The 21,842-nt window shown below is 54.0% G+C and carries 24 protein-coding genes and 1 pseudogene; 12 read left to right on the top strand and 13 right to left on the bottom strand.

Annotated elements, in window-relative coordinates:
* Positions 1-38: 38 nt before the first annotated feature.
* Positions 39-431, bottom strand: coding sequence for a hypothetical protein (locus KRAC_RS43010; RefSeq protein ID WP_157507834.1), 393 nt, complete (start codon positions 429-431; stop codon positions 39-41).
* Between the two features lie 204 nt (positions 432-635).
* Here KRAC_RS43010 and KRAC_RS43015 point away from each other — a divergent pair, with 204 nt between their 5' ends.
* The 4 genes from KRAC_RS43015 to KRAC_RS43025 all read left to right on the top strand — a co-directional run bounded on the left by KRAC_RS43015 (position 636) and on the right by KRAC_RS43025 (position 2,896).
* Complete coding sequence (locus KRAC_RS43015) at positions 636-1,127, top strand: aminoacyl-tRNA deacylase (RefSeq protein ID WP_007918199.1); 492 nt, start codon at positions 636-638, stop codon at positions 1,125-1,127.
* Between the two features lie 9 nt (positions 1,128-1,136).
* Positions 1,137-1,442, top strand: a complete 306-nt coding sequence (locus tag KRAC_RS72590) for a hypothetical protein (protein ID WP_157507836.1) — start codon at positions 1,137-1,139, stop codon at positions 1,440-1,442.
* A 58-nt stretch (positions 1,443-1,500) separates the two neighbouring features.
* Complete coding sequence (locus tag KRAC_RS63650; protein WP_052569118.1) at positions 1,501-1,698, top strand: hypothetical protein; 198 nt, start codon at positions 1,501-1,503, stop codon at positions 1,696-1,698.
* Between the two features lie 706 nt (positions 1,699-2,404).
* On the top strand, positions 2,405-2,896 hold the full coding sequence (locus KRAC_RS43025; RefSeq protein ID WP_007918201.1) for a hypothetical protein: 492 nt from the start codon (positions 2,405-2,407) through the stop codon (positions 2,894-2,896).
* Here KRAC_RS43025 and KRAC_RS43030 read toward each other — a convergent pair.
* Together KRAC_RS43030 and KRAC_RS43035 are read right to left on the bottom strand one after the other, a co-directional pair.
* On the bottom strand, positions 2,872-3,858 hold the full coding sequence (locus KRAC_RS43030) for a hypothetical protein (protein ID WP_040447057.1): 987 nt from the start codon (positions 3,856-3,858) through the stop codon (positions 2,872-2,874). The genes KRAC_RS43025 and KRAC_RS43030 overlap by 25 nt on opposite strands.
* A gap of 644 nt (positions 3,859-4,502) precedes the next feature.
* On the bottom strand, positions 4,503-7,040 hold the full coding sequence (locus KRAC_RS43035) for a PAS domain-containing sensor histidine kinase (RefSeq protein ID WP_007918207.1): 2,538 nt from the start codon (positions 7,038-7,040) through the stop codon (positions 4,503-4,505).
* 419 nt (positions 7,041-7,459) lie between these two features.
* Here KRAC_RS43035 and KRAC_RS43040 point away from each other — a divergent pair, with 419 nt between their 5' ends.
* Positions 7,460-7,690 carry a LysR substrate-binding domain-containing protein gene (locus KRAC_RS43040; protein ID WP_040447060.1) on the top strand — a complete coding sequence of 77 codons (231 nt, stop codon included), beginning with the start codon at positions 7,460-7,462 and terminating at the stop codon, positions 7,688-7,690.
* Between the two features lie 7 nt (positions 7,691-7,697).
* Here the strand turns inward: KRAC_RS43040 and KRAC_RS80185 are convergent.
* The 3 genes and pseudogenes from KRAC_RS80185 to KRAC_RS43055 form a co-directional block, all read right to left on the bottom strand.
* Positions 7,698-7,910 (bottom strand): annotated as a pseudogene (locus KRAC_RS80185) (alpha/beta fold hydrolase); the annotation flags it as partial.
* A 366-nt stretch (positions 7,911-8,276) separates the two neighbouring features.
* On the bottom strand, positions 8,277-8,615 hold the full coding sequence (locus tag KRAC_RS43050; RefSeq protein ID WP_007918210.1) for an ArsR/SmtB family transcription factor: 339 nt from the start codon (positions 8,613-8,615) through the stop codon (positions 8,277-8,279).
* Positions 8,616-8,617: 2 nt separating this feature from the next.
* A complete protein-coding gene (locus KRAC_RS43055; RefSeq protein WP_007918212.1) occupies positions 8,618-9,064 on the bottom strand; it encodes an SRPBCC domain-containing protein in 447 nt (148 codons plus the stop codon).
* A 321-nt stretch (positions 9,065-9,385) separates the two neighbouring features.
* On the opposite strand from KRAC_RS43055, the gene KRAC_RS43060 reads away from it, so the two are divergent.
* A complete protein-coding gene (locus KRAC_RS43060) occupies positions 9,386-10,006 on the top strand; it encodes an HNH endonuclease (RefSeq protein WP_007918214.1) in 621 nt (206 codons plus the stop codon).
* A 74-nt stretch (positions 10,007-10,080) separates the two neighbouring features.
* Here KRAC_RS43060 and KRAC_RS43065 read toward each other — a convergent pair whose 3' ends face one another.
* Entirely contained in the window at positions 10,081-12,567 is a 2,487-nt protein-coding gene (locus KRAC_RS43065; RefSeq protein ID WP_007918215.1) for a 3'-5' exonuclease, read from the bottom strand.
* Positions 12,568-13,111: 544 nt separating this feature from the next.
* The gene (locus KRAC_RS77135) at positions 13,112-13,306 is read right to left on the bottom strand and encodes a hypothetical protein (protein ID WP_007918216.1); all 195 of its coding nucleotides are present in this window, start codon (positions 13,304-13,306) and stop codon (positions 13,112-13,114) included.
* 427 nt (positions 13,307-13,733) lie between these two features.
* Here KRAC_RS77135 and KRAC_RS63655 point away from each other — a divergent pair, with 427 nt between their 5' ends.
* Complete coding sequence (locus KRAC_RS63655; RefSeq protein ID WP_007918217.1) at positions 13,734-14,774, top strand: pentapeptide repeat-containing protein; 1,041 nt, start codon at positions 13,734-13,736, stop codon at positions 14,772-14,774.
* A gap of 285 nt (positions 14,775-15,059) precedes the next feature.
* Positions 15,060-15,320 (top strand): hypothetical protein, encoded by a 261-nt coding sequence (locus KRAC_RS43080; RefSeq protein ID WP_040447063.1) that lies wholly within the window; start codon positions 15,060-15,062, stop codon positions 15,318-15,320.
* 196 nt (positions 15,321-15,516) lie between these two features.
* On the opposite strand, the gene KRAC_RS43085 is transcribed toward KRAC_RS43080, so the two are convergent.
* Both KRAC_RS43085 and KRAC_RS72595 read right to left on the bottom strand, forming a co-directional pair.
* Positions 15,517-15,702: a transcriptional regulator gene (locus KRAC_RS43085; protein ID WP_244422576.1), complete on the bottom strand. Its 186-nt coding sequence runs from the start codon at positions 15,700-15,702 to the stop codon at positions 15,517-15,519.
* 47 nt (positions 15,703-15,749) lie between these two features.
* Positions 15,750-15,905 carry a hypothetical protein gene (locus KRAC_RS72595; RefSeq protein ID WP_007918220.1) on the bottom strand — a complete coding sequence of 52 codons (156 nt, stop codon included), beginning with the start codon at positions 15,903-15,905 and terminating at the stop codon, positions 15,750-15,752.
* A 266-nt stretch (positions 15,906-16,171) separates the two neighbouring features.
* On the opposite strand from KRAC_RS72595, the gene KRAC_RS63660 reads away from it, so the two are divergent.
* Together KRAC_RS63660 and KRAC_RS72600 are read left to right on the top strand one after the other, a co-directional pair.
* Positions 16,172-17,092, top strand: a complete 921-nt coding sequence (locus KRAC_RS63660; protein ID WP_007918221.1) for a class I SAM-dependent methyltransferase — start codon at positions 16,172-16,174, stop codon at positions 17,090-17,092.
* A 210-nt stretch (positions 17,093-17,302) separates the two neighbouring features.
* A complete protein-coding gene (locus KRAC_RS72600) occupies positions 17,303-17,449 on the top strand; it encodes a hypothetical protein (protein ID WP_157507838.1) in 147 nt (48 codons plus the stop codon).
* Between the two features lie 116 nt (positions 17,450-17,565).
* Here KRAC_RS72600 and KRAC_RS72605 read toward each other — a convergent pair whose 3' ends face one another.
* From KRAC_RS72605 to KRAC_RS63670, 3 genes are all read right to left on the bottom strand, one after another.
* Positions 17,566-17,718: a hypothetical protein gene (locus KRAC_RS72605; protein ID WP_007918222.1), complete on the bottom strand. Its 153-nt coding sequence runs from the start codon at positions 17,716-17,718 to the stop codon at positions 17,566-17,568.
* Between the two features lie 204 nt (positions 17,719-17,922).
* Complete coding sequence (locus tag KRAC_RS63665) at positions 17,923-18,501, bottom strand: hypothetical protein (RefSeq protein WP_052569119.1); 579 nt, start codon at positions 18,499-18,501, stop codon at positions 17,923-17,925.
* Positions 18,473-19,204: a hypothetical protein gene (locus KRAC_RS63670; protein WP_052569120.1), complete on the bottom strand. Its 732-nt coding sequence runs from the start codon at positions 19,202-19,204 to the stop codon at positions 18,473-18,475. The genes KRAC_RS63665 and KRAC_RS63670 overlap by 29 nt, the downstream gene beginning before the upstream one ends.
* A 397-nt stretch (positions 19,205-19,601) precedes the next feature.
* Between KRAC_RS63670 and KRAC_RS43100 the strand changes: the two genes are divergently transcribed.
* Both KRAC_RS43100 and KRAC_RS43105 read left to right on the top strand, forming a co-directional pair.
* Positions 19,602-20,270: a Type 1 glutamine amidotransferase-like domain-containing protein gene (locus KRAC_RS43100; RefSeq protein WP_007918223.1), complete on the top strand. Its 669-nt coding sequence runs from the start codon at positions 19,602-19,604 to the stop codon at positions 20,268-20,270.
* An 891-nt stretch (positions 20,271-21,161) separates the two neighbouring features.
* Positions 21,162-21,569 carry a hypothetical protein gene (locus tag KRAC_RS43105; protein ID WP_007918225.1) on the top strand — a complete coding sequence of 136 codons (408 nt, stop codon included), beginning with the start codon at positions 21,162-21,164 and terminating at the stop codon, positions 21,567-21,569.
* Positions 21,570-21,842 lie beyond the last annotated feature (273 nt).

The raw sequence follows: 21,842 nt of genomic DNA on the forward strand, positions 1-21,842 counted from the left end.
CGAGCAATTCATCTATTTGGAAGTCAGTTCCTCCTGTATTACTTGATGGCGAGAACGGCGAGAACGCCTGCGACGGTAATACGCAGTTGCGGTGGTTCCCACCAGGCATTACAGGCAAGCCGATCAGGCCAACTCCAGCGATAATGCGAACGTAGCGCACGAGGTGGACGTGGTGGAGGGGAAATTCTCTTTGGGCACTCGACAAGCGGGATGATCTCGGCATGTTGACGACGCCAATGGGGAGTCCAGGTGCGGCGAAGCGCTCGGCCTGCGACATCCACCCATCGTATTGGTCCGAGAAGGACTGGCTTTTGCTCACACTCAACCGAGGTAGGTGGGGGCAAGAGGCGACGGACAGCGCACGGAAATCTATGAGATCCATGTGCCTCCCCAAGGAGCGTATCACTCTCTGGCTCATCTCTCTGGCACACGAGAATTCATCATGTGTCTCGAAGGAGACCTTGCTCTTGGTCCAGAGGGACAGGAGGTTCACCTGCAAGCGGGAGATTCCGTCTGGGTTCTCTGCCGATCTTGCGCACTCCTGCACCTCCATCAGTGGCGCGAAGACACTGCTGGTGACGCAGTATCCTCCAGCTCAAGGAATCTTGCCATGAGGCGAGAAGAGGGATCTGAACATGACGCTCATTTTGAAAGGAAATTTGATGAATAGGTATGAACAACGCCTGCGCACTTATCTTGAAGAACAGCATATTCAGGCCGAGCATCTCTCATTCGATCAACCGTGTCACTCCGTTGCAGAAGCAGCTCGTGCCGTCAATGCCTCTCCCGAAGAACTGGTCAAGAACATTTGCCTTCTCGATGGCGATGGCCAACTGACTACAGCGATTGTGAAAGGAGAAGATCGGGTCAGCGTTTCACGGATTGCCAAAGCCTTGCAGAAAGACGGACTCCGTCTGGCGACCCCAGAAGAAATTTTGGAAAAAACGGGCTATCCGTGTGGAGGAACTCCGTCATTTGGATATCCGGCGATGTTCCTCATTGACCCGAAAGTGATGGAACGAGAACTGGTCTTTACGGGAGGCGGCAGTGAAACCTCCCTGGTGAAGATCAGGACCACCGAACTGGTTCGTGCAAATCAAGGGACCCTTCTCCGTATTCGCCAGTAGGGAAAGAGCATGATGGCACGAAAACAGGCTCGTCCCGAAGCCTCCCAAGAAGTGGTCCTGGAGCCAATTCAGATCACCTGTCGAGCCTGTGGCAATCGGATGCGGATGGCACGCCACAGCCAGCGAATGGTGACGACCTTGCAGGGGGTGACACACCTCACCCTCAAAGTCTATCGATGCAGCAATGCTGACTGTCCGCGCTTCCGTCAAGTGACACGACCGGAGGAAGAGGGCCAGTGGGCAATTACCACATGGCGAATTTGTGCTGGATGTCATTGCTCTGGTCGGGGCGCTGCGCTATCAGGAGTAGCGTAGCGTTTCCCAGATCCATCACGAACTGCAACGACGAGGGGTCCAGATCGCCAGTCGCACCGTGACCGATCAACTCTACCGCTACGAAGAGCTGCTGGCCTTGAACCTCGCGGACCCGAAACGCTTGCAGGAGTGTCTCTTAAAGCACGGGCAGGTCTTCCTGGCCCTGGACGGATTGCAGCCCGATGTCGGTCATGAGGGTAGGGTAAGAGGCCGGGTCCTGATGATTCAGGAGCACCAACCCCTCCCCTCCGAATGAAGTAGGGCACCGGCGAGGTACCTAATGGCCCTTTTCCGTTGCCCCCTTCCCAAACGGCACGGGCGCATTTGCTGAGCAACGGCGAGTACGAGGCCCACAACATCGGCGTCAACTGGCCGCACCACGTCTTCGTCAACCAGGACTTCAAGGTCGTCGGCGCTAACTAGCCGCCACGGTAGAGTATACATGAGGAAAGCCCAGGATCGTGTAAAAACCACTCATAGTGATAGATTTTTACACGTATTCTGGGCTTTCCTCCAGCACTTACGGCAGAAACCGTCTTTACGCCATTTTCCTTCTCGTCTTATACCCGTCTTATATCCGGGTATAAGAACAAAGACCCCCAGGCACGAAAGCTGGGGGCATCCTGGCACGGGTTTGGTGAAAATCCTGGCCTACACGGCAACTGATAGGAATAGTGGCTAAAGTTTACTATTAGTGCTGCTATTGCAAACTGACGTCGAGCGGGCATAGAAATAAATACATATTATCTCACTTTGGAGTAAACATAGTAACCATACAAAAATCTTACATATTCGTGATTATCTATTTAGAAATTTGTCGTATAGTATGGATAAGTTCAATTTGATGTTGAACGTCACCGACGATTACCGCTTCTGCCAAAGTAAGCAGATCAAATTGCATATGATCTCTATGAAGCCACTCAATAAGCCACTAGCATGTAAAACAAAGGAGAAAAAACTCTATGAAAAAGCTATTCTTTATCGGATTAAGCAGCCTGGTGCTCACTATTGCTATACTCTTCGGAACCTCATTCACGAGTTCGCTCTCTGCGCATGCGAGCAGCATTACACCTGCCCAAACAGTCAAATCTACCTCTACGAGTCAGCCAGCCAAACAAGATTCCAATACAAACAACCACAGCCAGAAAACGCTGAGCGCTCTTGATTATCTCAAGGCTCACCGTTCAGAGCTTGTCGCCGCCGTGGCAAAAGATCTCAAGCTCAGCAGCGATCAGCTGAATCGTCAGCTTCAAGGGGGCAAGAAAGTCACCGATATTGCCAGAGCGCAAAAGGTCTCCGAACAGCAGCTTCAGAAAGATCTCAAGCAGGATACCACCACGCTACTGAACAAAGGCGTGAGCCAGGGCCAGGTCTCTAAGGACGAGGCGAACAGGTTTGCAACAAACTTCAGCAAAAATGTCAATTCCATCTATACCCTCTTGCAGAGTAAATAAACGTACCCACACCGACAACAGACAATGCGGCGAGTCCCCTTGCGAGGGGACTCGCCGCATCTTCCTTTTAGGGGCTTAACGCACACCTGGCGCCTGTCTGACCACGGAATCGCCACCGCTCGCTCCTGCTCAATACGCGCAAGGATGTCTCCTCCGGTGAGCCGTCCAGCACAGCAGAAAACACTCCTGGCTCGCCTGTATCCCCTGCGTGGCGTAGGAGACGAGCGTTCGCTGGCCCACCTCCTTGTCCCGCGGCCCAAAGGCGCGTCCCACCTCTCGAGCGCGGCAAACGCACGCTTCGTGCTCGCCAACGTCTCTTCTCTCGTCCCAGGCAGACAGATCATGGGGGTAGCGGTCCTCGCGCCAACGACCTTCCACAACCGCTCCGTCGAGGGAAAGGGATGCTCTTGCTTCCAGATCTGGACCTGTTCGACCACCTGAGCCGCCCACAGTGCGTCAGACCGCTGAGCAGTTCCCTCACTGCGTTGTGCCCACCAGAAATCGTAGATCTGGTGGGCCTCAATCTGCTCAGACCGCCATTCCTCAGCAAAGGGATCGCCTTTGAGGCAGACCGTAATGCGCTCTATCAGATACCGATCAGCATCGTGATTCAGCCGTTGCGTCTCGTGCTCCAGATCCAGAGACCGCTGCTGAGCAGCGTCACGCAGCGCTGCAACCAGGTCTGTATACTGCTGCAACGCGGCAGGCGAACTATGTCGGCGCAGCCAGATCCAGAAAGCCTTTGCAAACGTCATCCCCGTCCACTCGGCCGATCGGCGAGCAAAACGGTACGCCTCGAGGAGGGTCCGTTCTCCAGCAGGCTGATCAAACACCTGACGCAGCTCTGCATACAGCGCCACGCTAGCGCTACGTTTGTCCATCGCCTCCACCAGGCGAGCGTACGGCACCAGACCCATCGAGGCAATCGCATGCGCCTGGCGCATCTGTGCTTGACTCACCATCACTGCGTTTCCTTTCCACTGCTCGATCTCCTTCGAGCATCTCTCCAAGAAGGCAACAAAAAAGAGGACAGCGGACGACAACGAGCAGCAACCGGGGTCACTGGTCGTTCCCATGCACTGTCCCCTCGCGCAGGGTATTTCTTTCTCTATCGCACAGACGTTCCTGCGACAAAAGCACACGCAGGAAAGGTAGAAGACATCAGCAAAAGCACCTTGGGCTTATGAGCTGTATATCATCATCCCCTCATCTGGGCAATGCCCAGCACTCGATCACTCTGATCGCGCGCGTTCTTCCACACCCAGAGCCAGGCTCATCGGCTACCGCTCCTCTTGCTCGTTCAAACCAGTCGCTATTTGCGACAAAAGGCTCGATACACCTCTATTTGCTCCAGATAGCTACCCCGAGAATTGTACAGCCCTTCACCCAGTTCTTCCCCCCTCGCAGCCTCTGGCAAGGCTGGGATGCAAAAGAGAGCGTGTGTAGGCCTCTATGATGCACAGCAAAGCCGCCAGATTCAGGCAGGGCGTTCCCAGCAAGGTTTGTCCACAAGCATCTGGTCTGTGATGGCGATGCCATCCGTGCTGAAACCGCTTCCGCCGCTCTCCTGGGCTCAGATGACACGCGTGGTGTGCGCGTCATCTGCTCAGGCATCGCGCTTGCAGGGCAGGGTCACCGTAAAGGTCGATCCTTTCCCGACGGCGCTGTCCACTGTCAACGTTCCCCCATGATGCTTGACGATTTCTGCGACAATGTAGAGGCCCATGCCCAGTCCGGGGATCGCTTTTTGCTTGGGACCAGCTACCCGATAGAAGCGCTCAAAGATTTTGTCACGCTGCTCTCGTGGGATGCCCAGGCCATGATCATGCACACGGACCGTGACCGTCTCTTCGGAGGCACTCAGGTCCATCTCGACCGTCTCTGCGCCGGGAGAATACTTGATGGCATTACTGAGCAGGTTGGTAAAGACCTGTCCAAGCCGGTCTTTGTCTCCGACGAGTACGCGTGGTGCCGCACCGCGCACCACAATGGTATGCGTCGTACTGAGCTGCTGCATCGTGTCTGCCACCTCATGAAGCAACGCATCAAGATCGACCGTCTCCTGCAGATACTCCAGCCTGCCCGCCTGAATCTTGGAGACATCCAGTAACTCGCCAATCAGGCGTTCCAGTTGCTTGACGGGCCCCTCTACCCTGGAAAGCGCTGTGGCAGCCTCGTGATGGGATTGCCGTTCCAGTCGTTTTCGCACCAGTTGGATCTGCATCTTTAATGCGGCGAGCGGGTTCCTCAGTTCATGGCTGGCCATACTGATAAAGTCATCCTTCCGCTGCTCCAGTTCCTTGCGCGCGGAGTTATCGAGCACAAAGCCGATTGTGTGGAGCGGGTCGCGTCGTAATGCTACGACTCCCACGACCACGGGAAGGAGGCTGCCATCTTTACACACGTACTCTTTCTCATAGGGGGTTCCATATTGTTGAACCACGAGTTCCTGGCGCGCTTGCTGGGTGCGAGCCAGATACTTTGGAGGCGTCATGCGCATCCAGTTGATGTTCCCAGCTTGCAGGTCTTCCCGGGTATAGCCGGTCATGCGCAGATAGGTGTCGTTTACGTCCACAATCTGCTCTTCTTCTGCGAGAAAGATCCCGATAATACTGGAGTTCATCAGGATGTTGACGCGTTCCTGGCTCTCTCGCAAGGCTTCTTCCATGCGTTTCTGGTCGTCGATGTCGGTGCAGGTGCCAAACCACTTGTCGATCTGGCCTGCTTCATCGCGCACCGGCAGCGCGCGGGCTAAAAACCAACGATACCTTCCAGTTTGCCCATCTCTGAGACGCTGTTCGTTCTCAAAGAGTTCACCCGTTGCAAGGGATTGCTGCCGAAGCGTAAGCGCGCGCTCAGCATCTTCAGGATGCAGGAATTGACGCCATCTATAGTCCCGTAACTGCTCGAAATCGGCCTGCGTCAGGTCACAGTAGCGCTGATTACAGTAGTCAACACGGCCATCTGGTCGCGTCGTCCACACCAGTTGGGGCACCGTTTCGGCCAGCACCCGCCAGTTCTCCTCGCTTTCTTTGATCCGCTGCTCAGCTCGTTTCTGATCGTCGATGTCAGTGCAGGTGCCAACCCAGTGCAGGATCGTGCCCTGTGCATTTCGCTGCGGCATGCCTCGGACAAGAAACCAGCGATACGCTCCGCTGGTGCCGTCTTGTAAGCGCAGTTCCACTTCATAGGGCACCCCTGTCTGGATGGAGGTCTGCCACGCCGCCCGGACCCGTTGCCGGTCATCAGGATGCACACTCGCCAACCAGCCATCACCTTCGGCCTGTTCGAGGGTCATCGCCATATAGTCGATCAAGCGTTGATTGTGGTAGGTGACATACCCATCGGGTCTTGCGATCCAGACCAACTGGGGGAGCGCATCAACCAGGGTACGCAGTTCGTCTTCGGCGTGCTTGCGTTCGGTGATATCCCGACCTGCACAGATAAGATACTCCACCTGCTGGCTGGCATCCCGATGGGCGGTAATCGTCATCAAAATGGCCAGAGACAGGTCGAGTCGTGGATGGATTTTGGCCTCAAAGCGCACGGTTTCTCCCCGGGCGGCTCTCGCAATGGCTGCGCGCAAGTGCTCTTGGACAGCAGGGTCAGAGGACCACGCAGGCAGGTCGGTCAACGGTGTGCCCACCACCTGCTCCCGTCGGAGGTGCGCATCGGCCAGAGGACGCTGATTGATGTCCAGGACCAGCCCGTCAGGGGTCACGATCGTGACTCCGTCAGAGAAGCTTTCCAGGAGATCCCGATACATCTGTTCGTTCCGGCTCAAGGCATCCTGGAAGTGCGGTGGTTCCAGGTTTTCCTGGAACAAGAGCGCGAGGCCTTCGTCTGTTGGCGAGAGAGAGACGTGCAGCCAGGTGTTAGTGACGGGAGACACATACTCCACTTCGGTTGGTTCTCGGGTCTGTTTGGCCTTCTGGACCGCCTGGTAGAGCGGCGTGCTGACCAGGCGGGGAACGCAGCGCCAGAAGCTGTTTCTGCGTAATTCCTCTGGTGTGGTTCCGGTGATGGCCTGCGCGCTCGCATTGGCATACACAATGGTCTCCGTGTCATCGACGACAAACAAGGCATCAGGAAGCGTCTCACGCGACCCAGGAGTGACACGCCTGGTCTGTTTGGCATTGGACATACGGTGGTACCCTATCCCTTTCACGTACCCCATCCCTGAGAACAAAGACGCATTCCTGCTCGAACCTCAAGAAGTATAGTGAAATGATGTGATATAGGCAAAAAATAAGCAAGCTGTACCATCGTGTTGGCAGTAAAATCGCTCGTCCGTCTGGGGGTCAATGTGATCCTTCGGTGGCGTTCTTAGATTCCTTCTCGTCTCTTGCTTCTTCATGTACCACTCTAGAACTACCCGGCAAAACTGGGACAATAACTGATCTTATCGGTCGAGTTCTGACTAAAATGACGGTGTTATCGGCAGTGTTGGCAGTGCGATCTCACCCAAAACTGTGCCGATAACGCAACTATGCCGCACTTATCTACTTTGCGGCTACAGAGTCGCTACCTTAACGCTGGGCCTTTGAGCGCACCAAACGGAGTGTGCGTCTGACCGCTGCTGGTGAAGTCTTCCTCCAGGAGGCGTATCAGGCCCTGGCTCAGGTAGAACAAGCAGTCCATGCGGCTCAACAGGCGGATCGCGGTGAAATCGGGCGGCTTGCTATCGGTTTTGTGGGATCATCAGCCTATGGAGTTCTTCCCGCTATGATCCAGGCGTTCCGTGAACGCTTTCCTCATGTTGAATTGATCTTAGATGTGCAGCGTAGAGGGTAATTTGGGATCATCTTTTGCGAGATGCTGCCACAATGAGTTGGAATACATCTTCGGGATGGGAAACTGGCGATGCGTGGCTTGATGCGATCTCAATAGTTGTCGCACCTATTCTTTTGGCCATAAAACGTTCGAGATCGGGATTAATAGTGCGATCATTTTTGGAGACGAGATACCACGATGGCACCTGTTTCCAAGCGGGTGCTCCTGATGGGGTACTAAAACATAAGAGGCAGGGCCCTCGAAGCAGCGAGGGGAACCCCAGCAGAGCAGAGGAAAAACACCAGGGGCCGCCATGCCAGCATGGGGAAACCAGTGGGCATTGGCAACCCCTTTTATCACTTTCTCTATTTCCATGCATTTCTATGTAACTATTGTAAAACTACAGATGACCTAGTACAGGTCTCCTTCCTTAGCAACATGATCCTCCTCCTTCCCGCTTCTTTCTCCCCGCTTCTTTCTCCCCGCTTCTTTCTCGCCCCTCTTACAACAGCATGTCCTTACGCGATTTTCTGTGGCTCCTCTCCTTCGCACCTCACTGAGCCCTACCCGGTGTAAGAGCTGATCGAGGGTGGCGGTCATGGTGGTATCACTCTTCTTGAGGAAGCGTTTCAGCAATGTGTTTAATCTTTTGGAGCCGTTCATCCCAGAGCATTGCAGCCCGTGACAGTTCCTGGGCCGCAACACTGAGTCCTTCTGGCGAGAGGCGAAAACGTACCTCTTTGCCCGTTTTGCGCTCTTTGACGAGACCTGCCCTTTTCAGAACAGCGATGTGTTTACTCACCGCCTGGCGGCTAAACGGCACGTCATCCGCCAGCCTGCTTGCAGTCGCTTCACCTTTGAGAAGCAACACCTCGATGATCTTCCGTCGGCTCGGTTCAGCAATGGCAAACCAGAGCTCTTCATTAAAAGGGGCAGGTGATGACATAGCTACGCCTTTGTTGGGATATTCTGGGCACAACGCTGCAACGTGGACAGAAAGTCATCCCAGCCAGGGGTATGGTTGGCAATCAGCGTGGCCTTCTGTTCTGCCGTAATCTCCAGTTTCTCGAAACCGCTTTCTGTAAAGTAGAGCTTGGTCTCCGCACCATTCTCTGTCAGCCTGAACGCAACCAGGGTTTGCTGATGGGTCGGTTTGGTTTCCTCATCGGGTGCGACCCACAGAAATGAGAAAAGATGCGGCTTCTCTACCTCGACAATTTCCAGGGGAGCTTCAACGTCTTCGCCCCAGACCAATCTGCCTTTTCCTCCTCGTCGCACGTCTATTTCTACCTGACTCCCAAACCACTGGCTAATATATTCGGGCTTTGTGATGACTTCCCATACTGTTGCTATCGGTGCCTGAATGCTGATTTCTCGCTCAATCTTCTCGGTCATAGAAATTCTCCTGACGTTATGTCACGTAACCAACGCTTCCAGAGGAGCGCGCATATATGCAACCTTTGGTTGCATATCATACTCTTATTGTAATCAGAACGAAGCACGTTGTCAAGAGAAGAGCAGGCTGTTCTCCCTACCACTTTAGCATTTTCTGCCAATTGGCTACCTTACCACCTTAGCGACAACAAATAACATCATTGATCCTGCAACAAGTAACAACTCTGACCAGTTGGATCTCCACGCATGGATGTAATGGTAATATAGAAAAAGCACTGGCACGCTCACTATGAGCATCTCATCTCTATCTCAGAGGGGATTATGGCTTCTGCCCTCGCAAAGCAAGTGGCGGCCTGCAACCGGCGAGCTCGAGAGAGAGGACTGGCGGGAACGCTCACGACACTCGATTGGCAACATTCGCTCGAGTTTTTTAAGCAGCAATGTTCCTATTGTGGCACGGCTACGGCCTGGACTATTGACCACTTCCAGGCCCTCGCCTATGGGGGTGGATCAACACATAGCAACGTCGTACCTGCGTGTCAGCTCTGCAATACTACCAAGGCCTCTTCTTTCCTTCACGAGCTTCCCCCATCCCTGATCAGTTCAGAACGATTGCTCACCATTCGCACATATCTGGAGGCTATTGGGAAACGCAATCAGGAATCAATGCGGCGCTTATGCGTACGTGAACCAAGGTTTGCTCAGATGGAGGCTGCGGTTGCACGTCTTAAGGTATACTGCGAACAGCGCTCGCGAGAAAGCACCTCCAGCGAAAGCGCTGCCTATGGCTATTTACGCCTGATGCTCTTTGGAGTGGAATGGGATCCTTCGCATTACTTCCAGGTGACCGTCAGCCTCTCCTGGCAGGAACAACACAGTACACTCCCCGAACTCACTGCGGCATGTCAGAACGCTTGGTCCATCCTCCATGACGATGCATAGGACGCACACTTCGTTCAACCATCACCCGCCTGTAATCTTGAGTACCTCGCAAACACCATGGTCTTCTCACCCAATCACCTTTGTTCCTCCACACAAGGCTTCTCTGATACGCAACGGATCCAGCGTACCTGCATCTCCTTAATGGGGCGATCAAAAAAGCTTGTTTGCGCATCCAGACGAAAGAGTTGGAGGAAGTCCTCTGGCTCAAGGGCAACGCGCAGGCGCTCCGCATAGGAATTCAGCAACACCTGTCGATAATAGTCACTATCATAGGCTGGCAAATCTGGGGAACGCCCAAGTGCAGAAGAGGGAGGGGGCACTCGCACCGTTTCCTCGCTGTCTTCTTCAGAGTCTTCCAGAGGAGAAATGTCGTCAATGTCGTCGGGCAACCATACAGGAGTACCATTGGAGGCACGGTAAAAGCGAACATGCTCACCGCTCTTCCACTGCCTTCTCCCCGCTGCCAGTAACGCTTCGTATTGCGCTTCTTTCTGCCTTGCACGACCAGCAAGATAGGTCTGCGCGTCTTTCGAGAGCCGAAGACGAGTGGCAACATCGGAGGCAGGAAGTGAGCGTGTCCGCAGCGCCCGGAGCATTTCCTGATACCCTTGCTCCACTCCAACCAGGTCACCCTGCATCACACAGCGCAATGCCTGGCGCAAAAACCGCTCCCCATAGGGTTCCGAACGACTCGACCGCATGGACGCCCCTCGCACGATCACCTCCCCTGTATACGTCAAGAGCGCATAATTCTTGATCGCGTGAGAGAACATCGCGGCATAGCGAGCTTCGTATTCCAGCTTCACTCCGTCGGGCAACGTCGCGCCCACCTCGCTGACTAGTGCTCGTTCTTGCTCTTCACCCCATTCACTGGGAACCGCAAAGTATACCCCATCGGTATCCGCTTCAATTGGCACCATTCCTCGCTCTCGTAGGGACGCAAGAAGGCTATCGAGCAGTGCCCTGCCTCGCCTGGTCACCTCGTTTGCCGCCTCCAGATCCGCAAAGAGTGCCATCGAGGTCGCTCCCAAATACCCATACGCCGCGTTAATTACGGTTTTCATAGCGGCCTGTGTACCATCATGCTGATTGGCTTCTATCGAACCAGGGGGCGCTTCCCGAGCCGCTCGTTTATGGGTGAGACGCAATTCCGTCAACCGATCCATAAAATGCAGAAACACGCTCAGACGATCACACTTCGGCGCAATCCGAAAAGCCCGAATTAGCGAGGGATAGAGCGAGGCAACATCGGCTTTCACGATATGCTCTGCGACCCCCTCTGCTAACAGGTAAGAGGCACCACCTTGATGCTGCCCATAACGCTCTTCCTGGCCGGTCGTATAGGGTGGAAGCGCCGCACCTGCTCGTACGTATGCCCGAACCATCATCGGCTCAAGGATTCCCATAGCTGGACCGGCTGAAGCTACTCGCTCATAGCGACGAGGGGCCATCCCGGCGAGGGCAAAGGCAGCTCCCATCAGGCGAAGCGAAATCTCGTCAACCTCACACACGTCGTCGAGTGCATATTTGCGTACCAGATCTGGGTCACGCTGATATGTCTCATAGATCTTGCTCCCTTCCAGGTACACACGTTCTGGAGCGGCCATGCCGAAATGGCGAGCAACTTCTTTTAAGCGATAGGATGGCAAGGAGCGCGCAACAAAATCATATCGGCGAACCGCATCTAAAGTGTCGATCAGTTCTCGTCCCGCGACACTGAAGTGCTTGCGTTTCCTGCGATGAGCTCCCGCTTCCTCAAACGATTCCAACTGCAATGGGGCCCCAGATCGTCCAAGTTGCAACGGCACACGAAGAGCCTTAGCGCGGGCCTCAAGAAACGGGAGATCAAAGCCAAACAGATTATGGTTCTCGATGACATCGGGGTCCAGACGGCGAATCAAGGCACACAACTCGGTGATGAGAGCAGGTTCGTCTTCAGGGGTAGGCGCTTCTAAGATACATTCGTGCCCATGATTGTCTCGAATTGAGACCAGAAAGATGCGACCTCGCGAGGGATCAAGCGAGGTGGTTTCTACATCAAATTGCAGGCGGTGGAGATCATCATAGGCCAGGCCTCGAAAGAAGACACGCCCCGTTTGCATCAGATATTGTTCCACGGGGCCAACGCGGTAATAGTCTTCCCACAAGGAACCAAGCGAGGTTACCTGGCGGCCCAGCCGTCGTGAGGCTCCCGCAAGAAGCATCCGCTCTAACAGGTGCCCATCGCGAGCTGAAAGCAGATACCGATACGAGCCAACGGAACCTTCCAACAAGCGATAGCTGATCGGCGATTGATCCATGTCCCAGGGAAGCGTCGCCGGAGGTTGCGCGTGCAGCGATGGGAGATCCTCCAACGTTCTTGCAAAGAGCCAGGGGCGAAAGGACGCTTTGCTACAGCTGACCGCTCCCCCTTGCCGTTGCCAGACAAGCGCTTTCCCTGCCCGTGTCGCCCAGACAGAGACAATGCCTGGTGTCGGATCCCAGCCGAAAAGCACCTCATCATGAAGCTGGGCAGGGACATTCCCATCGGGATCGGCAGTCACGTGTTCTTCCTTTCTCATCAGAGCAGCACCTCTGAATACCCCGTTTTTTCAATGCTCGCGTGTTGCATAGTGGTCAGACGCCTTTATGATACTGGCAAAAGCGGTAAAGCATCGTCCTGATTGAGAGGAAAAGGTGAACACCTTGGAAAAACGTGAGAGAACATGCGAGAAAGAAGGAGATGGTCATTACCGAACGTCGAGGAGCAGCCGTCACGTCCTGAACCCCTGCTGAAACGTCATTCTCTTCATCCGCTCTTGAAATTCGTATCGCTGGTCGTCAACCTTCACTGTCCCCTAGCGCTGCGCTCCTGCGACAGAAACAGAACTCAGACGAGCATCTCGATACCTCCACAGGAATGCAATCCTCTCCCTGCAGGCCACGATCGCGCACACCGCGCCTGGCGTACGCCCCTCGTCACCGCTAGAACACAGGTCTCTCATTCCGCTCCGACAGCCGATATTCGCCCGGGCCTGTCGGAATTACCCACCTCAGTCCATCCTCCTCCTCGTCTTCCGCAACATACCCCGAATCTTTCAGCCCCACCAAATCAAGAGCAGCATCTCATTCTCCCACCTCCACCCACTCACGAAAGACATGCACCTGCTGCCCTTTCCCCTGCACCTGGCCGCGCACCTCAATGCGCACCTCAATGCCATATTGCTGCACAAACAGCACCGCGGCCAACGCCATCACCCCCATTCGACGCGGCAGCGGCAACACCACCGACTCACTCACGCGCATATTGCGCTGTTCCATATATCCTCCCGTCTACACTCCAACCGGAGAAAGAGGGTGACATCAGGGCGTCTCCCCCTGACGCATATGACCAGGCTCCTACCACACACCATCCATCACACGGCTATTCACGGCGATAGGACGAGCAACCCACGCACAGACTGGCCGCTATCGGGCATACGAATCTGGCCTGGGATATATTGAACGAGCCTGAAAAGCTGCTTAACCTCCTCACCGCATCTCGTTGCGCAACCCATGGGCCTCTATTGTCCAAGAGCCCAGATAAAAGCTAACAATATCAATAACTGGTGGTCAAGATCAGAGAAGCCATCAATGAGGCAGGCAGTATCGAACGCACCATATGCTACGAAAGTAGGTTTTGCTCTATGCACTACATGCTCTGTCTGCTATACTTGCCTGAGAATATTGCAAAAGGAAAGAGTAAGCGATGGGAGCCAGGCTGCGTTCTTGGTGGCAGCAAGTCAAGCAACACTTAGCCACTATCCTAGTGGTTGCAATCATCCTGATAGTAGCCATAGCATTGATTATTGTAGGGTACAGGTTTGATTGGACTGGGTTCAATGGAAACATCAAATCAGGTAAAACGCTGTGGGACTGGATGCAACTGCTTATTATTCCAGCAGTGCTGGCTATAGGCGGATATGTGTTTACTTTCACAACAAGTCGAAATGAGCGAGCGGCAGCAGAGAAGCATGCTGAAGCCGAACGCGAAATTGCATCAGACAACCAACGGGAAGCTGCATTACAAGCGTACCTTGACAACATATCAGAACTTCTTTTGCATGATAACTTACGCAGTTCGAAAACGAACGATGAGGTACGTAACATCGCACGTATACGGACCTTGACGGTCCTTCCCCGTTTGGACCCGAAACGCAAAGGAAGTGTAATCCTATTCCTGACGGAGTCTGGCCTTATAAGCAGTGATGATGCTATTATCGATTTGCTCAGAGCAGACCTAAACGGAGTTCAACTATATAAACCGTGGCTGAATGAGGTTAATTTACATAAAACTGACTTGAGTGAAGCTGATCTGTATGAAGCCGACCTGCTTGGAGCTAACCTGAGCGGAGCAGACTTGTCTGAAGCTCATCTAGCTGGGGCTATACTATATAGTGTGAACCTGAGTAACGCTAATCTTCTTAGGACTGATCTACATGATGCTGAGTTAGGAGATGCCGATCTTCGTAATGCGAATTTAAGCGATGCGGATTTACAGAGAGCTCGCTTGACAAACGCAGACCTGAGTAAAGCCACCATGCGTGCTGCAAACTTAAGTGGGGCCGATCTGAGTAAGGCAAACTTACAGGGAGCCATACTATTTGGCGCGAACTTGCATAGAGCGAATTTGGCTGATGCTGATCTCAGTGAGACCAACCTGTATAGAGCAAATATTTCTTCTGAGCAAATGGAGAAAGCAAAATCACTAAAAGGTACAACCATGCCTGATGGATCAGCACATCCATAGTTATTTCCTTATTGATAACCTGCCTTTATCAGACAGGCGCCTGGCACTCCTCCCAAAAGCACACTCGCTCCCACCACTTGCCTTGAACGCACCCACCAGATTGATGAGCAGGCCAAAAGAGCAAAGAAGCACACCGTGAAACCGTCTCACCGTCTCACCGTACTATGAAGAGATACTCTCATCTGTCCTCTCATGCAGCTTGAAAGAGACAAGCATGCGCTATACTCTTAAGGAGAAGACCCTTCGGCCCTCTCACGCTGTTCACACTCATGCAAGGAGATCCCTATGGCCATACACCATGCCTTGGACATACAGCTCCCCGATGGTCGCCGCATCCACCTGACGCCTGAGCAGGCCCTGGACTTTATCCAGTGGCTCGCTCCACACATGCCCGACCTCCCAGAGGCCCTCGCCACCTGGCTAACGCAACAGCGCCCTCCCTCCTTCGACCTCCCACCCCTTGAGCCTTACTGCGTCGTCGAACGCTCCCCCCTCGACGGTCGCTTTCACATCACCGATTATGGCCTCGATCTCCCTGAACCATGAACACAGCACACACGCTTTGCCCCTTCCCTCGCAGGCGCGGCACCGTTCACTGCTTCCCCTCAGTCCTCCTGCCGTCCGTTTCCCCACACGCCGTCGCGCCAGCACCAGCGACACCACGCGAGACAACCCAAAGAAAAACAGGGGAGGGATCGAAAACATCGCCGGTTTCTCCCTCCCTCCCCTAAACCCTTTTTGCTTACCCTCTCCTCGACTCTGGCGGGCTCAGTACCACCACCTGCCGATCCACAATCTGCACCCCAGGACGCAACCGAATGGCGTACGTCCGGCTGTTGATCTCACCCAGCACCTGCCCCTGCGCTCCTATACTGGAAAGAGACACCCACTCGCTTCCCTGCTTTGCCAGCGACGCCAAATGCTCCACCTCCCAAGGTAACGTCGACTGCACCCTCACCCCCGCTTCGGTCTTTCTCAATCGCATATGCTCTGCGACCCTTCCTTATATCCATACCAGAGGAAGAGAGAACCCCACTCACTTCCCTGCTCTACCAGCACCACCAGGGACTTCATCTCCCAGGGCACCGTCGAGGCAAACACTCTCCCCTCGGCCATCTTTCTCAATCGCATGACGTGTACGACCCTTCCTTCTGCCAAAAATATACCTCTCTATTGTACCCCATCTCGTTTCCCTCCTCATCCCCTGGTGCACACGGGGCACCTCCACCACCACACTGCACCTGTGGGGCAGGATACGCATGGCCGTTTTCTTTATACGATTTTTATATACGAGCACCAATCTTCCAGCTATAATCATAGAAAATCCATAAACGTCCATACATCACAGCTACATACCATATACGTAACAACACTATAAAGAGAGGATCTTTCCTTGTATGCAGTTCTTGAAACGACTCGCTCGACGGTCTTCCCCTCCAACCCACATGCCCACCCTCGCTTCTCCTTCCCTTGAACGCCGCTATCGTGATGATGTTCCCTATTTGCTCCCGAAAGATCTGGAGGAAGGCGATCGACTCAATTTTCAGCATTACGCACTCCGCCTGGCATTAAAAGGCAACTTCGTGGCCCCTCTGGGTGAGCAGGTTCAGCACATCCTCGATGTCGGAAGCGGCACCGGCATTTGGGGGCAGGAGATGGCCCGCCAATTCCCTCACGCGCACATTGTTGGCCTGGATCTCGAACCGCCACAAACGGTTTCCCTCTCGGCAGCCGCAACCCTCCCACCTTCCAACTATCGCTTTCTTCAGGGAGACGTGCTCAAGGGCTTACCTTTTTCCGCCCCCACCTTCGACTTGACCCACCAACGCCTGCTCGTGTTCGCCATACCAGCAGCACAATGGCCCTTTGTCCTGGGCGAATTGGTCCGCGTCACCCACTCGCAAGGCTGGGTCGAACTCCTCGACTTCGATGGCTTTTATAGCATGGGGCCTGCCATGGAACAAGCTGACGCCTGGCTTCGCCGCTCCTTACAGGCGCGAGGCATCCAGATGGACATCATCTCAACACTCGATGGTATTCTCCAACACGAGGCGAATGCGCAAGGCGTACAGCTTCATCAGTTCACCAAGCAATGGCTCGACCTCCCCATTGGCGGCTGGCGCTCTCACGATCGCATCGGACCCCTCGTCGAGAAGAATATCCTCAATCTGTTTCTCGCACTCAAGTCCACCATCTGTACGCACCTGCAGATTGAACCCGCCACCTATGACCGCGTGCTAGCAACCCTTCCGCAAGAATGGCACCAGTACTATACCTATCTTCGCTGCTACCTCATCTTCTCCCAGGTGCTTCGCTGACGGGAAGGCGCTGCCTCTCTCGATAGACCTTGCACGGCGTCCAACAAAAGCAGAACAAAAGCAGAGTGCCACTCACTATGGCTATCACACGACACCAAGCCATGCTGGAAGGGCCGTGTGCTCCTTCCAGCATAGGACGCGCATATTCCATCTACACAGACAAAGAAAGAGAGCGATAGGAGGAGATGCTACAAGGAAGAACCGGGGCTTTTGCCTTGCTCACCGGGCTATGTGATCAGTGAAGGGCTAGCCCTGCAGGCTCATGCGATGATCTTTGCTCCTGGAGAGGCAGAAGCGTGGCTGGCTGAACATATCTATCCAGAAGCAGACATACACTCGGATCATAGCGATCTTTGACAGATCGCTTGTTTGCAGTCTCATGCAATGCCACTTGGCAGCAGAATCGGCGGATCTTGGCTCACGAGTTGATAATGCACACGTCGGATATGCACCTGACCAGTATACCCGAACCGTTAACACACCTGAGCAAACCATTCCGCCAGGGCCAGATCTGCCGGTCGGCCAACAGAAAACGGATCGTTTTGCGCCGCCAGCGCAATCAGATCCGTCACCCGCTTTCCACTCTGCCGCGCCAACTCCTTCATCTGCTCATACGTCAACCTCATATGCTCCTCCTCACAAAACCAGCATAGCACGTCCCCTCCGCACACATAATATCTATACGATATCGCATATATTTTAGAGAGAGACACACCCTCCATAACGGCCACCTTCAACCATCCACATCACCTCCTGGCGCCTCCCTCTCTCGAGCACTGGGCCTTCCTCTCCCCCTCCGGATCACTGGAAAACCCCCTTTCCACCCCTTTTCACGGGTAGGTTTTTTGGCGGCGCTTCTGATCCCGCTTGCGCTCCTTCCTACGTTGTTTCTCCCGACGCTTTTGTTGCTTTTCGCGCTTGCGTTTGGCCCAGGCTGATGATGCCTTCAAGACTGGATACAACTTCGTCGGCCATGATTGTGGCACAAATCGACCCAACGGTAACGGCTCAGCTCGCACCACCGTCGCCAGAATCAGGAGCCGTCCTCGCAAAAAACAACTTTCCTCTCGTCCACGAGATGGCTTCTCCTCCCCTCTCACTCCCTCTGCGCTCTTCTCCTCATTCGATGCCCTCGTCACAGGCTTCTGGATCTCCTCCTCTGCCTCTGCGTTTCCTCCCACCCCCACCACCCAGAGCGCGGCCACTGCCATTGCCAACCACAGCCGTCTTGCTCGCCTCGGATCGCGCATTTTCGTGTGATGCCATTGCCATCCTCCCCGCTTCTGATCTTTAAACCCTCCTTCGATCCAAAATCTCATGCTGTACCAGGCGATCTCGCTTTCTTCTGGCGGGAGATCGGTCACGATCTCCCAACACTCATCATAGCCTTCCTCCCACCCGATCAGCATGCTGCAGCACAAGCGCTCTTCTTCCCCGCATTCCACCTTTCCACTCCACTGCTCTCCTGGCTTTGCGCACCCACTCGCTCACAGCGCGAAACGGTTCCTGACTGCCTTGCAGTCGCAGCAAGACCTGTTCATTGACTCGCAAAAACGGATGCCAGCCCAAGGCCACTATCTGCTGATAGAGCCACGGAGCATACAACCCCCGATCCGCCATCACAATGACCATCCATTCGCATGGAATGCTTGGGGCGATGGCGTGCAGTAACGCTTCCCACTGTGGACGCCATGTCCCCTTTTGATGGGCTGGCATCACGTACCAGGCTACTGGGATGGCGCAGCCTCGATATTGCACGCTGATTGCCAGGACCGTGAAGCGACTTGATAACGTGGTCGCATCCAGTGCCAGGGCGAGCTGATGCTCTTGCGAGGCCCAGCAACTCACAATCCAGCCGAGTAATGGCGCAAAACAGGCTTCCAGATCCAGTTCCGCTCGCTTCCTGCCTGCTTTATCTTTGGCATCATAACACCATTCTCGCAAGCGTTGCCGTAGGTTGTTTTTGGGACAGGCAAGCACTTTGGCAAGGAAACTGGCAATGGTGGTAAATGACATCCGACATGAGCGGATTTTGCCCGCCGACTTGAGCACTTGCCCGCCAATATGAGCAGCAGAGCCATCAGGCGCAAACGAAGCCGCTCTCCAAGCCAAGAGGTGTGTACTGTTTCTGTCAATGAGAGTCGCTCAAGATTCAACGTCATGCTGGTACTCAATGCTCGGACGGTCTTCTCGTACCAGCAGCATTCAAGCCAGTAGCTTGTGATCTGTCCGAGCTATTCAGTCCATTTTGCTCATCATTGAGCGCAAGTGTTGGATGCAAGATAACACCCTCTCACTGACCCTTTTCCTGCTCAGATACAATCCAGCCAGACCCCGAACAACTGCTCACACATTTCGGGGCCTTCTCTTTCACAATGGTCCTTTGCTCCTAGAAAATCTTGCCATGTGGTTGTCTCTCAGGTACTCTTGGAGGAGACAAATGTTCTATCAAAGAGCATAACCGGAAAAGACGGATCGCGCTCGAAATCGGATTGGAAAGGAAACCATCATGAAATTTCTTCTCACCTCGTCTGGCATCAGCAACGACAGCATTCGTAACGCCCTGGTTGAGTCTCTGGGCAAACCGATCGCCGAGTCCAGCGCCCTCGTCATTCCCACTGCGTGGTACGCCTACCCCGGCGGTCTTGCCGGAGTCTACCAACTGATCCACGGAGTGGCCAAGAGTCCCTTTTGCGAATTGGGGTGGAAGTCGTTGGGAGTACTGGAGCTCACCGCTCTCCCCAGTATCAAGAAAGAGAATTGGGTCCCTCTGGTCCAAGAGGTTGACGCCCTGCTGGTTGGAGGAGGTGAGGTGTTTTATCTGTGCTATTGGATGTGGCAATCGGGATTAGCGGACCTCTTGCCGACGCTGCGGCGCGAGGCAGTCTATGTGGGGCTGAGCGGTGGGAGTATGGTGGTCACCCCCCCCATCGGAGTCTACGACGACCCTCAATTGACGGAGAGCCGCAGCGACAGAATGCTGGGACTGGTTGACTTTACGTTGCTTCCGCACCTGGATGCCGACTATCTGCCGGACAACTCCATGGCCGACGCAGAAAAATGGGCCGCCGGGATACCAGTACCGGCATACGCGATCGACGATCAGACCGCCATCAAAGTGATCGATGGCGTCGTCGAAGTTGTCTCCGAGGGCCATTGGAAACGGTTTACGCCCTAAGTTTCGGGGCAGTTTCGGATGATTCAATGCTGCCTCTCCCGCTGCCCGTCAAGCCAGATTCGAGCAGGGAGAACATGGCGAGATGTGTTCTGAACAAATGGCAGGGTGTTTACAGTCACAGCCAGTAGTCTGAAGAGGCTACTGGCTTCATTTTCTCGTAACTGATAGCAGAATCTTACTATGACCAAAAACACGTAGGTATTCGATTTGGAATTGACAGCATCAAGAAATGATTGGCCGCCTCAGAAGCGGATTCTCTGTCAGACAGTGGCGTTGTTGCTCACATTGGCGGGCAAGTGCTCAAGTCGGCGGGCAAAATCCGCTCATGTCGGATGTCATTTACCAAATGGTGGTGATTCCACTGGATTTGCTCAAGACCATACCATAACTCCATAAGGCCAAAACGGCTGCCTGTGGACGACTCAGATGGGGCATATGCACGCTGATTTCTCTTTGCCAATATGCTATGGTCTCTGTATGGGACATGGTTCTCCTCCTGAGAGAATGAAGCTGTTGAAGGTTCTTCATCCTATCAGAGAGCCATGTCCCTTCGCTTGTTCAGCTTAAAAACCTACCCGTGAAAGCTTTCCACCCCTCCCTCTATTCTTAGTCATGACTACAGGAAATAGAACTGTCACGCTGACACACCACTCACTGACAACCAGTTGCCACTTCCTTCAACATCTGGCAACGCCAGCAACACCTCGCCCCTCAGCTGCTGCTCCGCCCTTTCTCCTTCTATGACTATATGCAATGCATCTGGCTGAGGAGCATCTTTGCATAGCATGTTCTTCTGGGAAAAGGTTGTCACCACATTGACACAACTGCTATCATGGCCTTCAAGGCAGCCTAGAGTCTATAGAGGAACTGCAAAAGAAAGAGAGCGCCTCAATGCTGGTTTGGACGATTCAATCTCTTCAGGTATGGGAAACGCTCCAACAAGATGGCTTCCTAGACGGGCCTGGCCCAGATCTCATCAGTCGAGTGACTGAGTCTTGGCAATGGCAAACCGCCTATCAATGGATGGCCGAGCAGTTTGAGACCAAATTAGCGGTGTGTGGCCTTACGTACATACCATTAGAACCCCTCTCCGATCCGGTGTTCCATCAGAGGATCCTCGATAGCTGGCAACGCATCTTTGAACTGGAAGGCGTTGGCGACCCGGACTGGCTCGGCAAGCAGACCCGAGACGAAAAAGCCATCCAGGCAACCTTCTGGCAACTCTCCCTCAATCAGATCCGAGAAGTCACTGTGTTTACCAGCAGACAATCTGGCTTGATCTCACAGACGTTGGCATGAGAGAGCCGGCCAACCATTGGCTCTCTCCAGCCTGAAACAGTTTGGACCAGAGCGTTTTAAAGCGCTGAGAACAGCGTTGGTAAGCGGAATACCAAATTCCCATCCCACGTCCCGGCCCACCTACACCCTCCTATACCATCCAGACAATCCTCCTCCAGCACGCCAGATCCTCCTCTTCCTTGACTACAGGAAATAGATTCGCGCACCTTATAATGACTCAAAAATACTATATAGCAGGTACTATTCTTGACAGATCCCGAGAAAAACTGACAC

Source organism: Ktedonobacter racemifer DSM 44963 (assembly GCF_000178855.1).
Taxonomy (GTDB): domain Bacteria; phylum Chloroflexota; class Ktedonobacteria; order Ktedonobacterales; family Ktedonobacteraceae; genus Ktedonobacter; species Ktedonobacter racemifer.

Bases quoted from the DNA above. Each gene is read 5' to 3' on its own strand.
- KRAC_RS43080 (WP_040447063.1), top strand. From the start codon at position 15,060: ATGGCCATACACCATGCCTTGGACATACAGCTCCCCGATGGTCGCCGC.
- KRAC_RS43050 (WP_007918210.1), bottom strand. From the start codon at position 8,615: ATGTCATCACCTGCCCCTTTTAATGAAGAGCTCTGGTTTGCCATTGCT.
- KRAC_RS43060 (WP_007918214.1), top strand. From the start codon at position 9,386: ATGGCTTCTGCCCTCGCAAAGCAAGTGGCGGCCTGCAACCGGCGAGCT.
- KRAC_RS43105 (WP_007918225.1), top strand. From the start codon at position 21,162: ATGCTGGTTTGGACGATTCAATCTCTTCAGGTATGGGAAACGCTCCAA.
- KRAC_RS63665 (WP_052569119.1), bottom strand. From the start codon at position 18,501: ATGCTGATCGGGTGGGAGGAAGGCTATGATGAGTGTTGGGAGATCGTG.
- KRAC_RS43065 (WP_007918215.1), bottom strand. From the start codon at position 12,567: ATGAGAAAGGAAGAACACGTGACTGCCGATCCCGATGGGAATGTCCCT.
- KRAC_RS43100 (WP_007918223.1), top strand. From the start codon at position 19,602: ATGAAATTTCTTCTCACCTCGTCTGGCATCAGCAACGACAGCATTCGT.
- KRAC_RS43015 (WP_007918199.1), top strand. From the start codon at position 636: ATGACGCTCATTTTGAAAGGAAATTTGATGAATAGGTATGAACAACGC.
- KRAC_RS77135 (WP_007918216.1), bottom strand. From the start codon at position 13,306: ATGGAACAGCGCAATATGCGCGTGAGTGAGTCGGTGGTGTTGCCGCTG.
- KRAC_RS43030 (WP_040447057.1), bottom strand. From the start codon at position 3,858: ATGGTGAGTCAAGCACAGATGCGCCAGGCGCATGCGATTGCCTCGATG.
- KRAC_RS72590 (WP_157507836.1), top strand. From the start codon at position 1,137: ATGATGGCACGAAAACAGGCTCGTCCCGAAGCCTCCCAAGAAGTGGTC.
- KRAC_RS43025 (WP_007918201.1), top strand. From the start codon at position 2,405: ATGAAAAAGCTATTCTTTATCGGATTAAGCAGCCTGGTGCTCACTATT.
- KRAC_RS43035 (WP_007918207.1), bottom strand. From the start codon at position 7,040: ATGTCCAATGCCAAACAGACCAGGCGTGTCACTCCTGGGTCGCGTGAG.
- KRAC_RS72605 (WP_007918222.1), bottom strand. From the start codon at position 17,718: ATGAGGTTGACGTATGAGCAGATGAAGGAGTTGGCGCGGCAGAGTGGA.
- KRAC_RS43055 (WP_007918212.1), bottom strand. From the start codon at position 9,064: ATGACCGAGAAGATTGAGCGAGAAATCAGCATTCAGGCACCGATAGCA.
- KRAC_RS63655 (WP_007918217.1), top strand. From the start codon at position 13,734: ATGGGAGCCAGGCTGCGTTCTTGGTGGCAGCAAGTCAAGCAACACTTA.
- KRAC_RS72595 (WP_007918220.1), bottom strand. From the start codon at position 15,905: ATGCGATTGAGAAAGATGGCCGAGGGGAGAGTGTTTGCCTCGACGGTG.
- KRAC_RS63660 (WP_007918221.1), top strand. From the start codon at position 16,172: ATGCAGTTCTTGAAACGACTCGCTCGACGGTCTTCCCCTCCAACCCAC.